A 12301-nucleotide genomic window follows, 5' to 3' on the forward strand; every position below is an offset into this window, starting at 1 on the left:
AGGAGGACCGCATGCTTGCCGAGACCGTTTGCTCCGCGGTGGCCGCTGCGGGCCTGGGCATCGCCGCGATCACGGCCTGGCGGCGGAAGTTCCTGACCGCGACCCGGATCGCGGCCTATGCGCTGGTGCCGCTGGGCCTGGTGATGACGGGCGCGATCGACTGGCTCTTCGAGGCCCTCAGCTTCAACGTGACGGTGTGGGCCGGCTTCGGTGTCCTCGGTCTCGCCTGGCTGCTGTTCATGAGCACGCGGGCGGTCGAGCGGCGCAGGTCCGGGCGGAAGGCGGCGGCCGGGGGAGAGGCCCCGCCGGCGGTGGCGCCGACCGCCTCGGCGCCGTCCCTGGGAGCGGGGGCCGGACCCGGAGCGGGTGCCCGGCGGTCCGCGCCGGCGGACGAGGACTTCAGCGACATCGAGGCGATTCTGAAGAAGCACGGAATATGACCGGGGCCGGGGCGCGGTCCGACCGGTTCTGACGCTTCTCGGCCCCGGGGGCCACGGGATGGGGTGAACGCCGCCCGGTGCGGGGTGTGTTGCGTGATCTTCCGGCGCGGCCGTGCTGCATCATCCCCCCGAGATGCTCGAGACCTCCGCGGACACCGCCCCCGCCCCCGCACCCGCCCCGCTGTCCGGCTCGTCGCCGGGAGCGCCCGCCGTGCCGGCCGTCCCGGCCGTGCCCGTCGCGGAGGAGCCGCGCGGCTGTCTGTTCGCGCTGTCCCAGCCGCCGCTGATGATCTTCCTCGGGGTGATCGGCGCGCTGCTGCTCATGGCCGCGCTGCACGACCTCTTCCTGCTCTGAGCGGTCCGGGCGCCGCGGCCCGGCCGCCGGGTCAGCCCGCGGCTTCCTTGCGGCGGGCCCGGTAGGCGGCGACGTGCAGCCGGTTGCCGCAGGTGCGGCTGTCGCAGTAGCGGCGGGAGCGGTTGCGCGAGAGGTCGACGAAGGCCCGGCCGCAGTCCGGTGCCTCGCAGCGGCGCAGCCGCTCCTGCTCGCCGGCGACGACGATGAAGGCCAGTGCCATGCCGCAGTCCGCGCCCAGGTGGTCGGCGACCGAGGCGCCCGGGGCGAAGTAGTGCACGTGCCAGTCGTAGCCGTCGTGGTCGGTCAGCTGCGGGGTGGTGCCGGCGGCGGCGACCAGCTGGTTGATCAGGGTGGCGGCGATCCGGGCGTCGGGTGCGGAGAAGACCGCGGCGAACCGGTCCCGCACCTCGCGCACGGCGCGCAGGTCGGCGGGTCCGAGCTCGCCCACGTCACTGATCTTGTGGGCGCGCACGAAGGACTCGAGTGCCCGGACGTCCCCGAGGGCGTCGTCGCGGTCCCCCTCCGGGGCGGTGTTCATCAGATCGACGACGGTGTCGAGGGCGATCCGGGTGTCGTGGGGGATCAGCACGATTCGCTCCCTGGCCGGCTGCGGGCGGGCGCCCGCGAATTGCGCTGACTCTAGCGTGACCCGGAAACGCGCATCGGCGCCCCGCACCGCGCCGGCTGCGCGGTGGGGACGCCGATGGGTGAAGTGCGCGGCTGTCCGCGCGGCGCCGTCTCCCCGAGTCGGACGGCGCCGTGCGGCTGGAGGCCTGGCCTCAGCTGTCGGCCAGGATGTGGGAGAGCTCCGTGTCCAGGTCGAAGTGGCGGTGCTCGGTGCCCGGTGGCACGGCAGCGTCGGTCCGCTTGAGGAACGACTCCAGGGCCCTCGCCGGGGCCTCGAGCAGGGCCTCGCCCTCGGGCGAGCTCAGTGCGATGCAGACGACTCCCTGACCGTGGCTGCGGGACGGCCAGACCCGGACGTCGCCCGTGCCGGTGGGCCGGTGCAGCCCCTCGGCGAGAAGGTCGCGGGCGAAGACCCACTCGACCGTCTCCTCGGCTCCGGTGTGGAAGGTGGCGTGCACGGCATACGGATCGGCCGTGTCATACCGCAGGCCCGCGGGTACAGGCAGTGAGGACTCGCTCGACACAACGAGGCGCAGGTGCAGCTCGCAGCTGACCGTGGTGTTCATAAGCGCCAGGGCCTTTCGCTCAGTGTGCGCTCGGGGATTCGCACGTCGGCGAAATCGACATGCCACCTACGGTGCCGTTGTAAACCCCTCTGTCTGTTTTGTGATCGTTCAGGTAGCTCGAATGGGCGCGTGTGACTTTGGGTAATAGGTCCATTTCGGCACGGCGGACCGGTCCGGTAAGTTGGGGCCATGAATGCGGAGAGTGACGAGCGCACCGGGGCGTCCGCGGCCGACGGGGACAAGAGCGCGCAGCAGCAGAACACACCGGACACGCCGGACGCCGCGGCCGGGGACGAAGGGGCGCCGCTCGGCTCGCGGGCGCCGGAGTTCATCAAGGCCCGCCGGACCCTGCACCTGAGCTGGCAGGTCGGCGTCTTCGTGGTCGGCCTCGCCGTCGTCGGCGCCGGCATCGTGATGCTGCCGCTGCCCGGCCCCGGCTGGCTGGTGATCTTCGCCGGCATGGCGATCTGGGCGACCGAGTTCGTCTGGGCCCAGCTGGTGCTGCGCTGGACCAAGCGCAAGGTCACCGAGGCCGCCCAGCGCGCCCTCGACCCGAAGGTCCGGCGCCGGAACATCATCCTCACCAGCATCGGCCTGGTGATCGTCGGCGTGCTGCTGGCGATCTACCTGTGGAAGTTCGGCTTCGTCATGCCGTGGAAGATCGACGAGTGAGGCGAGGGAACCGGCGCCGGTTCGGAAGCACCGCTGACATGCGGTAATGTTTGCGGTGCGCCCGGGCGATTAGCTCAGCGGGAGAGCACTTCGTTCACACCGAAGGGGTCACTGGTTCGATCCCAGTATCGCCCACCCGGGACCGAGGGCCCGGAGACGGATTCCGTCTCCGGGCCCTCGGCGTCTCACCGCATCCGGCCCAGCCGCTCCCGCAGCCGGCGCGCGTCCCGCAGCCGCTGCTCGTACGTCGCCCCCACCCCGAGCAGCAGCAGACCCGCCAGGGCCGGCGGCAGCCAGCGCGGCAGCGCGCCCACCGCCTGCACCACGTACGGCGCGAGCTCGTGCAGCCCCACCAGGGCCAGCACCCCACCGCCCAGCAGCAGCGGGGCCTGCAGCCGGAACCGGGCGCCCAGCAGCGTCACCGCCAGCGCCCCCAGGCCGAGCAGCAGCGGACGCGCCCAGTGCGGGTCCACCCAGGCCGCGCACAGGCTCGGCAGCAGCGTCACCGCCAGACCCGGACCGTAGGCCGTCCACGAGGACGCCTCCGGGTCACGGCGCCGCCGCAGCACGCCGACCACCAGGGCCGGCACCGTCGCCGGCAGGGTGTACGCCTCCGGGGCCGCGACACCCCACACCGCGAGCCGCACCCAGCTCGCGAGCAGGAACAGCACCGCCGCCGCCCACGAGGCCACCGGCCGCCGCTCCGGCCGTACCGCCGTCGCCGCCGCGACCACACCGGCCAGCGCAAGGCCGAGCGCGAGCAGCGCCGGCCGCCCGGCCGTCAGGGCCACCCCGAACAGGCCCACCGCCGCGCCCGTGGCCTCCACCGCCACCGCCGGCGGACGCCGGCGCAGCCAGGCGCCCAGGACACCCGTCCCGGCCGGCACGGCGAGCAGCAGCAGCCCCGTCACCGGCTCCGACGCGCCCGAGGCCACCGCGCCCGCCCCCACCAGACCGGCCACCGCGAGCACGCCCGCACAGGCCGCCACCGTCCGCCGGACCCCGCCGCCCAGCACCGCCACCGCGCCGAACAGCGCCGCCAGCACCCCGAGCACCGCGAACGTCGCCGCCCGCGCGTCCAGCGCCGGAAGCACCGCCGTCACACCCGAGACCATGCCGCACCCGAAGCCGGTCCAGGCCAGGAGCTCGGTCGCGCCGTCGAGACCGCGCGCCGACGGCGCCGGGCGCACCGCCACCGCCAGGGCCGCCGCCGTCGCCCCCAGCCGGACGGCGAGCGAGGCCCCGTACGACAGCCCGAACACCACGGGCAGACCCACCACCAGCGCCCAGCCCAGGGCGAGAGCGGCACCTCGGGTCCACCGGCGCGGCACCACCGCGAGCCCGGCCGTCACCACGAGGAGCACCAGCGGGGCCGTCGCCGGATAGCCGGAGAGCATCCGCTCCGCGTGCTCACCGGACCAGACGGCCGTCGAGCGCACCGCCGGATCCAGCAGTCCGACGACCGTCGGCGGCAGCGCCCACACCGTCGCGAGACCCAGCACCCCCGCCCCCGCGAGCGCCAGACCGTCCCGCAGCCGCGGCAGCGCCACCGGCTCCGGTCGCGCACCCGCCCACGGGCCCCGGTGCCAGGCCGCCGCGCCCGTCAGCAGCAGCGCGCACAGCGCGTACCCCGGCACGATCCACGCCTCCGGCACCCCGGAGCGCAGCAGACCGCCGGCCGCGGCGATCCCCGTCAGACCCGCCACCCCGGCCGAGGCCGGCGCCGACGGCGCGTGGCGCACCGCGAGGAACAGCAGCACCGCGGCGCAGCCCAGCAGCAGCGGCAGCGCCGTCACCGGTGCCGTCAGCGACAGACCGAGACCCGTCAGCAGAGCCCAGCCGCCGAGGGCCGCGGCGCCCGTGCCCGCCGTCACCCGCACCGGCAGACCCTTGCCCCACACCACCGCCGCCGCGTCCAGCGCGGCCGTCCCCAGCGCCGCCCAGGCGAACGCGGTCAGCCCGCCGTCCGCCGCCAGGACCCCCAGCGGCAGCGGCAGTTGGGCCGCCGCCACAGCGGTCGGCAGCGGGCCGCGCAGCCGGGGGAGCACGGAGCCGTACCCGGCCCACAGGCCGGCCAGGACCGCCGAGGCCGCCGCCGTGTAGCCGAGGCCACCGGTCTCCGGCAGCGCCACCCGGTGCAGGGCGTACGCGTCCAGGACCGTCAGGACCAGACCCAGCGCCGCCACCGACTCGGCCGTCGACGCCAGACCCCGCCGCAGCAGCACCGCCGGCGCGGCGAGGGCCGCCGAGGTGACCACGACGAGCACCGCGGCCCGACCGCCGATGCCCATCGTGCCCCAGCTGACCAGCGTGAACACCAGCGCGGCCACGGTCAGCAGCACGCCGCCGAGGGTGAGCAGCACGTTCTGCGTGCTGCGCGGGGTCGCCTCCGGCCGCGGCGGCACCGCACCCGGCACCGCACCCGGTGCCGGCCAGGGCCGCGGGCCGGCCGCCGGGAGGGCCGGCGCCGCCCGCTGGGCGTCCAGGACCCGCACCAGCCAGTCCCGGCGCAACAGCAACTCCGCCCGCCGGGCGTCGAGTCGGGCCAGTTCGCGGTCGACGAGCACGAGCTCCTCCGCGGGAGGCAGGAAGGTGTTCATAGGCGGAGTGTGGCGCCGGGCACACGCGAAGGGGATGCGCGCGGATACTCAGATCCGTCCCTGAGTAGCCCACACTGGCCCCATGGACTGGTGCCGCTACCGCTTCCGCAGCGTCTGGCGTCTCGCCGCCCCGCCGGCCGCCGTCTACGCCGCCCTGGAACGGGCCGAGGACTACCCGCTCTGGTGGCCGCAGGTCCGCGAGGTCGTCGCGCTCGACGAGCACACCGGCACCGCCCGCTTCCGCTCCCTGCTCCCGTACGACCTCGTCGTCACCGCCGAGGCCCGGCGCCACGACCCGGCCACCGGCGTCCTGGAGATCCGCATGTCCGGCGACCTGGACGGCTGGGCCCGCTGGACCCTCACCGCCGAGGGCACCGGCACCCGCGCCGTCTACGAGCAGGAGGTCGAGGTCCGCAACCCCCTCATGCGTGCCCTCGCCGTCCCCGGCCGCCCCTTCTTCCGGGCCAACCACGCCCTGATGATGCGCGGCGGCCGCCGCGGCCTCGCCGCCCACCTGCGCCGCTGACCGGCGCCCGGCGCGCGCCCCGCCGGAACCGGTTTGAACGAAGGGCGCCGGGGCCTGTATGGTTTCACCCGTTGCCCGGGCGATTAGCTCAGCGGGAGAGCACTTCGTTCACACCGAAGGGGTCACTGGTTCGATCCCAGTATCGCCCACCGGGACAAGGCCGGTCCGTCACCAGACGGACCGGCCTTCGCCGTTTCCGGAGCCCCGCGACCTGGCGAGTCCCGTGCGCCCCCGCTCGCGGCCCCCGCTCACGCCGCCGTCGACAGCTCGGGCCGCAGCGGCCACGCCGGGTCCACCGCCTCCGGGGTGCCCTGCCGGGCGAACCACGCCTGCAGCCCGCGCGCCTGCGCCGCGTGCCACACCGCCTGCAGCGTGTGCAGCTCCGCCGGCGTCAGCCGCTCCAGACGGGACGCGAACCGCCGCCCCACCGCCCGGACCACCTCCAGCGCCGCCTTCGCGTCCGCCGCCGCGTCGTGCGCCCCGTCCAGCACCACCCCGTACTGCTCGCACAGGTCCGTCAGCGTCCGCCGACCCTTGCGGTAGCGGTCCAGGTGCTTGTCCAGGACCCGCGGGTCCAGCACGCACAGCGACACGTGCTCCGTGTAGCGGCCCAGCGAGGACGCCCGGTGCCGGCGCAGCTCCCGGTCCAGGATCGTCAGGTCGAACGGCGCGTTCATCACCACCAACGGGCGGCCCGCCGCGCTCTGTTCGGCTATCGCCCGGCCCAGCTCCTCCATCACCGGCGCGGGCCACCGCCCGTTGCGCTGGAGGTGATCCTCCGTCAGACCGTGCACCGCGGTGGCCTCCGGGGGCACCGGAACCCCCGGATTCACCAGCCAGCGCGTCACCCGCGGCCGCATGCCCGCCGCGTCCTGGACGACGAGGGCGGCGGACACGATCCGGTCCTCCTCGACGTCGACTCCCGTCGTCTCCGTGTCGAACGCGGCCAGGGGCCCGTCGAACCAGTGCGTCGTCATCCCCGAACTCCTCGCACGTGCGCGGCAGATGGCCATCCCCCTGCCCGAATCGTTGATACCCGGGCTGTTTGCGCCGTACGCGGACCGGTCACAACACAGGGGACGGGGAAGGGAACTGACATGGCGCTCGCCCAGCCCGCGTCGGACGGGCTGCCGCCCCAGCGGGCGGCACCGCTGCGCGGCTCGCTCGCCACCACCGCCTGCATGGAGACCCTCCAGGTCGGCTATCTCCACGCGGTCGCGGCGGCGGCGGGCTGCTCGCTCTCGCAGCCGTTTCCGGACAACGGCATCGACTGGCACGTGAGCCACAGCGCCCCCGGCCACACCGTCGACGACGAGGTGACCATCAAGGTGCAGCTCAAGTGCACCTACCAGCTACCGCCGCGCACCGGCCGGGACGCCGACGGCAGCTTCTCCTTCACGCTCGACAACGAGCACCTGGCGAAGCTCGCCCGCACCCCCGTCGCGGTCCACAAGATCCTGGTCGTGATGCTCGTGCCCCGCGACCGCGAGGACTGGCTGCGGGCCGGGCACGACCGGCTCGACCTGCGGCACTGCTGCTACTGGATCAACCTGGCCGGCCATCCGGTCACGGGACGCCGCCGGACCACCGTGCGCATCCCGACGGCACGGATCTTCGACGACCGGGCGCTCTGCGAGATCATGGCGCGGGTCGGCGTGGGAGGGAGACCCTGATGCACCGGCCGATCGACGACCCGGAGAACGGAGCCGGCCACGGCCCCGAACCCCTGCCCCCACCCGGGCGCTCCCTCCCCGCACGCCCCCAGCCCCACCCGGCGCCCGGCGAGCACCCCGGCCACTGGACCGGGGTGCCCGCCGCGCCCGCCGGCCCCTGGGCCGGCGCCGGGGAGGCCCCCGACCCCTGCCGGGTCGACCCGCGGGTGCTCGGCGCGCTCCTCGCCCGGCACGGCTGGCGCCGCCGCGGCGGCGCGGCCGGCCGCTACAGCCGCTGGACCCCGCCCGGCCCCGCGACCGGCGGCCGCGGCACCAGCCTGCTCGTCCCCGAGAACCGCGGCTTCCCCGACTCCGACGACCTCATCGGCGAGGCGCTCACCGCCCTCGCGCACAGCGCCGACCCCTCCGCCCGCGAGGTGCTCACCGGCCTCGCCGTGCCCAGCGACGAGATCCGCTGGTGGCGCGACGTGCCGCCGGGACCCGCCGGGGCCGTGCCCTGGCCCGTCCAGGAACAGCTGCGCGCCGCCGCCCGCGGCATGCTCCTCGCCGGGGCCCTCGCCGTCCGCGATCGGGCCGGCTACCACGGCGCCCGGCACAAGCGGCAGGCCCAGACCGCCCTGGAGTCCGTCGTCGTCGGCGCCGCCCCCGGCGGCCGGGGACTCACCGCCTTCCTGCCCGTCGACCCCGGCCGCGCCGTCGCCGTCCGGCTCCACCACGCGCTCCACGCGGCCCGGGAGGCCGTCGACTACCGGCGGGCCACCGGCGGCATGGAGGCCTTCGACTCCGCCGTCCGGGCCGGCGTCAGCCGCGAGCTCACCGAGGCCCTGGTCGCCCTGGTGCGCGGCACCGAGGGCGCCGGGATCACCCTGGAGTGGTCCCCGGCCGCCGGCACCCCGGCCGGCTGCGCCGCCCGGCCCGAGCCCGTGGAGTTCTCGCCCGGCGACCTGCCGGCCCTGCGCGAGGCCGGCGCCCGCTATCTGCACGACGAGCCCTCCGTCCCCGTGCGCATCACCGGCACCGTCGTCCGCATGCGCCGCTCCGGGCCGCGCGGCGAGGGCACCGTACGGCTCCGGGTGCTCGCCGGCGCCGAGGTCGGGCACGTCCGCGCCACCCTCGACGAGGAGGCCTACCGCACCGCCGGGCACGCCCATCTCGTCGGCCTGCCCATCCGGGTCTCCGGACGCCTGGAGAGCCGCGGCGGCTTCCGCCGGCTCACCGACGCCACCGGGGTCGTCCCCGTCCAGGTCGACGAGGCCGAGCGGGACCGCCTGATGAAGGCGGCGCACGACCCCGGCGAGGGCGAGGGGTTCTTCGACGAGGGGAGCGACCCGGAGGCCGGGTGAGCCGGCCGGGCATCCCTCGGGGCGCGACCGGGCGGGCCCCGAGCCCGTAGGATCGGTGTCGCGCGGCACCTCGTCTCTGCCGCGCACCGTTGGCGCCGGCACCTCGTGTCTGCCCGCGCCCCTATGTATGGAGCATCCGTGTCTGAAGTCCGTGTGACCGTCCAGTCCGCCTCAGGACCCGAGGAGAGGACGGTGAGCGCGGGCACCACGGCCGGCGCGCTGTTCGCCGACGACCGCACCGTCATCGCCGCCCGCGTGGGCGGCGAGCTGAAGGACCTGTCGTACGAGCTCGCCGAGGGCGATGTCGTCGAGGGCGTCGAGATCTCCTCCGAGGACGGTCTCGACATCCTGCGCCACTCCACCGCGCACGTCATGGCGCAGGCCGTGCAGGAGCTCTTCCCCGAGGCCAAGCTGGGCATCGGCCCGCCGGTCCGGGACGGCTTCTACTACGACTTCGACGTGGCGAAGCCGTTCACGCCCGAGGATCTCAAGGCCATCGAGAAGAAGATGCAGGAGATCCAGAAGCGCGGCCAGCGCTTCTCGCGCCGAGTCGTCACGGACGAGGCGGCCCGCGAGGAGCTCGCCGACGAGCCGTACAAGCTGGAGCTCATCGGCATCAAGGGCTCGGCCGGCTCCGAGGACGGCGCGAACGTCGAGGTGGGCGGCGGCGAGCTGACCATCTACGACAACCTGGACGCCAAGACCGGCGAGCTGTGCTGGAAGGACCTGTGCCGCGGTCCGCACCTGCCCACGACCCGGAACATCCCGGCGTTCAAGCTGATGCGCAACGCCGCCGCCTACTGGCGCGGCAGCGAGAAGAACCCGATGCTCCAGCGCATCTACGGCACCGCCTGGCCGTCGAAGGAGGAGCTGAAGGCCCACCTCGACTTCCTCGCCGAGGCCGAGAAGCGCGACCACCGCAAGCTGGGCAACGAGCTGGACCTCTTCTCCATCCCGGACGAGATCGGCTCCGGCCTCGCCGTCTTCCACCCCAAGGGCGGCATCATCCGCCGGGTCATGGAGGACTACAGCCGCAAGCGGCACGAGGAGGAGGGCTACGAGTTCGTCTACTCGCCGCACGCCACCAAGGGCGCCCTCTTCGAGAAGAGCGGCCACCTGGACTGGTACGCGGAGGGCATGTACCCCCCCATGCAGCTCGACGGTGGTACGGACTACTACCTCAAGCCCATGAACTGCCCGATGCACAACCTGATCTTCGACGCCCGCGGGCGCAGCTACCGTGAGCTGCCCCTCAGGCTCTTCGAGTTCGGCACCGTGTACCGGTACGAGAAGTCCGGCGTGGTGCACGGCCTGACCCGCGCCCGCGGCTTCACGCAGGACGACGCGCACATCTACTGCACCCGCGAGCAGATGGCGGAGGAGCTCGACCGGACCCTCACCTTCGTGCTCAACCTGCTGCGCGACTACGGTCTGACCGACTTCTACCTGGAGCTGTCCACCAAGGACCCGGAGAAGTTCGTCGGCTCGGACGAGGTCTGGGAGGAGGCCACCTCGGTCCTCCAGCAGGTCGCCGAGAAGCAGGGCCTCCCGCTGACCCCCGACCCGGGCGGCGCCGCGTTCTACGGCCCGAAGATCTCCGTGCAGGCGCGCGACGCCATCGGCCGCACCTGGCAGATGTCGACCGTGCAGCTCGACTTCAACCTGCCGGAGCGCTTCAACCTGGAGTACACCGCGCCGGACGGCTCCCGCCAGCGGCCGGTCATGATCCACCGCGCGCTGTTCGGCTCGATCGAGCGCTTCTTCGCGGTGCTCCTGGAGCACTACGCGGGCGCCATGCCGCCGTGGCTGGCCCCGGTGCAGGCGGTCGGCATCCCGATCGGCGACGCGCACGTCGAGTACCTGCAGGAGTTCGCCGCCGAGGCGAAGAAGAAGGGCCTGCGGGTCGAGGTGGACGCCTCCTCGGACCGCATGCAGAAGAAGATCCGGACCTGGCAGAAGCAGAAGGTCCCGTTCATGGTCATCGTCGGTGACGAGGACATGAGCGCGGGCACCGTCTCCTTCCGCTACCGCGACGGCTCGCAGGAGAACGGCATCCCGCGCGAGGAGGCGCTGGCGAAGCTGGCCGACGTGGTGGAGCGCCGCGTCCAGGTCTGACGCGCCGAGCCCGTCAGGAGGCCCCCGGGAAGTCCCCCGGGGGCCTCTTCTCGTCCTCCCGCGTGAACACCTGGATCAGCCACGACGAGAACGAACCCGTCACCGCGCCGAGCAGGGCGAGCCCGCAGGCCATCAGGCCCACCGCCACCAGCCGGCCCCAGGGGGTCACCGGGGAGACGTCCCCGTAGCCCACGGTCGCCAGCGTCGCGCAGGTCCACCACACCGAGTCGCCGAAGGTGCGGATGGTCGCGCCCTCGGCGCCGTACTCGGCCTGGTAGACGGCGAGCGCCCCGGCGAAGCCGATCAGGCCGGTCGACAGGCCCGCGTACGCCATGACCCGGGCGTAGAGCGTGAGCCGGGGCCGGTCGCGGCGGCGCTGGACGCGGTCGTACACGCGCACCACGCGCAGCGGACGCAGCAGCGGCAGCAGCAGGACGACGGTGTCGAGGAAGTGGCGGCGCACGAAGCGCCAGGGGGTCAGGCCGCTGAGCCGCAGGCGCACCGCGTAGTCGACGACGAAGACGGCCCAGGCGGCGAAGGTGAGGGCCAGGCAGAGCTGCCGCCAGAAGTCGGGCAGGTCGTGGGCGAGGACCCGCAGGGCGTAGGCGCCGAGGTAGACCAGGGAGGCCACGGCCAGCGGGGTCTCCATGCGGCGGTCCCAGCGCTCCTCGCGGGGAGGTGTCGGCGGCCTGTCGCTCATCGGATCAGGATGGCCCGGCCGGGGATGTTCCGCCCCGGCGACACGTTCCGAACGGGCGAAGCAATATGCTGCTCAGCATGACGACTGAGCCGGAGCAGCAGATCGGAGTGGGGACGCCGGACGCGTTCCAGCGCCTGTGGACGCCTCACCGGATGGCGTACATCCAGGGCGAGAACAAGCCGACCGGGCCGGGTGCCGAGGACGGCTGTCCCTTCTGCACGATCCCGGCGAAGTCGGACGAGGACGGGCTGGTGATCGCGCGCGGCACGAGCGTGTACGCGGTGCTGAACCTCTACCCGTACAACGGGGGGCACCTGATGGTGGTGCCGTACCGGCACGTCGCCGACTACACGGACCTGGACGCGGAGGAGACGGCGGAGCTCGGCGAGTTCACCAAGCGGGCCATGGTGGCGCTGCGGGCGGCCTCGGGCGCGCACGGCTTCAACATCGGCATGAACCAGGGCTCGGTCGCGGGTGCCGGGATCGCCGCCCACCTGCACCAGCACGTGGTGCCCCGCTGGGGCGGCGACACCAACTTCATGCCGGTCGTGGGGCACACCAAGGTGCTGCCGCAGCTGCTCGCGGACACCCGGAAGATGCTGGCCGACGCCTGGCCGGCCGGTCTCTGACCCGTACGGCGTCCGCGCGGACGCGCGAAGGCCCGGTCCCGGGGTTCCGGGGCCG

The 12301-nt window shown here is 74.2% G+C and carries 13 protein-coding genes and 2 tRNA genes; 10 read left to right on the forward strand and 5 right to left on the reverse strand.

Features of this window, described 5'->3' with window-relative positions; translation table 11 throughout:
* The first annotated feature begins 11 nt into the window (after positions 1 to 11).
* Both ACIGW2_RS22005 and ACIGW2_RS22010 read left to right on the forward strand, forming a co-directional pair.
* Entirely contained in the window at positions 12 to 440 is a 429-nt protein-coding gene (locus tag ACIGW2_RS22005; protein ID WP_361580011.1) for a hypothetical protein, read from the forward strand.
* Positions 441 to 573: 133 nt separating this feature from the next.
* Positions 574 to 795 (forward strand): hypothetical protein, encoded by a 222-nt coding sequence (locus ACIGW2_RS22010; RefSeq protein WP_391653806.1) that lies wholly within the window; start codon positions 574 to 576, stop codon positions 793 to 795.
* A gap of 31 nt (positions 796 to 826) precedes the next feature.
* Here the strand turns inward: ACIGW2_RS22010 and ACIGW2_RS22015 are convergent, their stop codons facing one another.
* Together ACIGW2_RS22015 and ACIGW2_RS22020 are read right to left on the reverse strand one after the other, a co-directional pair.
* Complete coding sequence (locus ACIGW2_RS22015; RefSeq protein ID WP_356072537.1) at positions 827 to 1384, reverse strand: CGNR zinc finger domain-containing protein; 558 nt, start codon at positions 1382 to 1384, stop codon at positions 827 to 829.
* A 190-nt stretch (positions 1385 to 1574) separates the two neighbouring features.
* Positions 1575 to 1988, reverse strand: a complete 414-nt coding sequence (locus ACIGW2_RS22020) for an SsgA family sporulation/cell division regulator (protein ID WP_015032345.1) — start codon at positions 1986 to 1988, stop codon at positions 1575 to 1577.
* Between the two features lie 189 nt (positions 1989 to 2177).
* On the opposite strand from ACIGW2_RS22020, the gene ACIGW2_RS22025 reads away from it, so the two are divergent.
* Entirely contained in the window at positions 2178 to 2660 is a 483-nt protein-coding gene (locus ACIGW2_RS22025) for a TIGR02611 family protein (RefSeq protein WP_391653805.1), read from the forward strand.
* 63 nt (positions 2661 to 2723) lie between these two features.
* A tRNA-Val gene (locus tag ACIGW2_RS22030) sits at positions 2724 to 2795 on the forward strand.
* Between the two features lie 50 nt (positions 2796 to 2845).
* On the opposite strand, the gene ACIGW2_RS22035 is transcribed toward ACIGW2_RS22030, so the two are convergent.
* A complete protein-coding gene (locus tag ACIGW2_RS22035) occupies positions 2846 to 5260 on the reverse strand; it encodes an SCO7613 C-terminal domain-containing membrane protein (RefSeq protein WP_399845229.1) in 2415 nt (804 codons plus the stop codon).
* An 82-nt stretch (positions 5261 to 5342) separates the two neighbouring features.
* Here ACIGW2_RS22035 and ACIGW2_RS22040 point away from each other — a divergent pair, with 82 nt between their 5' ends.
* Together ACIGW2_RS22040 and ACIGW2_RS22045 are read left to right on the forward strand one after the other, a co-directional pair.
* On the forward strand, positions 5343 to 5786 hold the full coding sequence (locus tag ACIGW2_RS22040; protein ID WP_399845231.1) for an SRPBCC family protein: 444 nt from the start codon (positions 5343 to 5345) through the stop codon (positions 5784 to 5786).
* A gap of 77 nt (positions 5787 to 5863) precedes the next feature.
* A tRNA-Val gene (locus ACIGW2_RS22045) sits at positions 5864 to 5935 on the forward strand.
* Positions 5936 to 6034: 99 nt separating this feature from the next.
* Here the strand turns inward: ACIGW2_RS22045 and ACIGW2_RS22050 are convergent.
* On the reverse strand, positions 6035 to 6763 hold the full coding sequence (locus ACIGW2_RS22050) for a 3'-5' exonuclease (protein WP_361580004.1): 729 nt from the start codon (positions 6761 to 6763) through the stop codon (positions 6035 to 6037).
* A gap of 120 nt (positions 6764 to 6883) precedes the next feature.
* Here ACIGW2_RS22050 and ACIGW2_RS22055 point away from each other — a divergent pair, with 120 nt between their 5' ends.
* From ACIGW2_RS22055 to thrS, 3 genes are all read left to right on the forward strand, one after another.
* Entirely contained in the window at positions 6884 to 7459 is a 576-nt protein-coding gene (locus tag ACIGW2_RS22055) for a DUF4365 domain-containing protein (RefSeq protein WP_391653801.1), read from the forward strand.
* Positions 7459 to 8802 carry a hypothetical protein gene (locus tag ACIGW2_RS22060; protein ID WP_399845234.1) on the forward strand — a complete coding sequence of 448 codons (1344 nt, stop codon included), beginning with the start codon at positions 7459 to 7461 and terminating at the stop codon, positions 8800 to 8802. Before ACIGW2_RS22055 ends, ACIGW2_RS22060 begins: the two co-directional genes overlap by 1 nt.
* Before the next feature lie 138 nt (positions 8803 to 8940).
* Entirely contained in the window at positions 8941 to 10917 is a 1977-nt protein-coding gene (gene thrS, locus ACIGW2_RS22065; protein ID WP_391653799.1) for a threonine--tRNA ligase, read from the forward strand.
* Positions 10918 to 10930: 13 nt separating this feature from the next.
* Here thrS and ACIGW2_RS22070 read toward each other — a convergent pair whose 3' ends face one another.
* The gene (locus ACIGW2_RS22070) at positions 10931 to 11617 is read right to left on the reverse strand and encodes a potassium channel family protein (RefSeq protein ID WP_391653798.1); all 687 of its coding nucleotides are present in this window, start codon (positions 11615 to 11617) and stop codon (positions 10931 to 10933) included.
* A gap of 65 nt (positions 11618 to 11682) precedes the next feature.
* Here ACIGW2_RS22070 and ACIGW2_RS22075 point away from each other — a divergent pair, with 65 nt between their 5' ends.
* A complete protein-coding gene (locus ACIGW2_RS22075; protein ID WP_361579994.1) occupies positions 11683 to 12246 on the forward strand; it encodes an HIT domain-containing protein in 564 nt (187 codons plus the stop codon).
* Positions 12247 to 12301 lie beyond the last annotated feature (55 nt).

Origin of the sequence: Streptomyces sp. NPDC053541 (assembly GCF_044544705.1) — a bacterium.
Taxonomy (GTDB): domain Bacteria; phylum Actinomycetota; class Actinomycetes; order Streptomycetales; family Streptomycetaceae; genus Streptomyces.

What these genes read in the sequence shown, in the direction of transcription:
- ACIGW2_RS22050 (WP_361580004.1), bottom strand. Translation starts at nt 6,763, where the DNA reads ATGACGACGCACTGGTTCGACGGGCCCCTGGCCGCGTTCGACACGGAG.
- ACIGW2_RS22020 (WP_015032345.1), bottom strand. Translation starts at nt 1,988, where the DNA reads ATGAACACCACGGTCAGCTGCGAGCTGCACCTGCGCCTCGTTGTGTCG.
- ACIGW2_RS22005 (WP_361580011.1), top strand. Translation starts at nt 12, where the DNA reads ATGCTTGCCGAGACCGTTTGCTCCGCGGTGGCCGCTGCGGGCCTGGGC.
- ACIGW2_RS22060 (WP_399845234.1), top strand. Translation starts at nt 7,459, where the DNA reads ATGCACCGGCCGATCGACGACCCGGAGAACGGAGCCGGCCACGGCCCC.
- ACIGW2_RS22025 (WP_391653805.1), top strand. Translation starts at nt 2,178, where the DNA reads ATGAATGCGGAGAGTGACGAGCGCACCGGGGCGTCCGCGGCCGACGGG.
- ACIGW2_RS22075 (WP_361579994.1), top strand. Translation starts at nt 11,683, where the DNA reads ATGCTGCTCAGCATGACGACTGAGCCGGAGCAGCAGATCGGAGTGGGG.
- ACIGW2_RS22055 (WP_391653801.1), top strand. Translation starts at nt 6,884, where the DNA reads ATGGCGCTCGCCCAGCCCGCGTCGGACGGGCTGCCGCCCCAGCGGGCG.
- ACIGW2_RS22040 (WP_399845231.1), top strand. Translation starts at nt 5,343, where the DNA reads ATGGACTGGTGCCGCTACCGCTTCCGCAGCGTCTGGCGTCTCGCCGCC.
- ACIGW2_RS22070 (WP_391653798.1), bottom strand. Translation starts at nt 11,617, where the DNA reads ATGAGCGACAGGCCGCCGACACCTCCCCGCGAGGAGCGCTGGGACCGC.
- ACIGW2_RS22035 (WP_399845229.1), bottom strand. Translation starts at nt 5,260, where the DNA reads ATGAACACCTTCCTGCCTCCCGCGGAGGAGCTCGTGCTCGTCGACCGC.
- ACIGW2_RS22010 (WP_391653806.1), top strand. Translation starts at nt 574, where the DNA reads ATGCTCGAGACCTCCGCGGACACCGCCCCCGCCCCCGCACCCGCCCCG.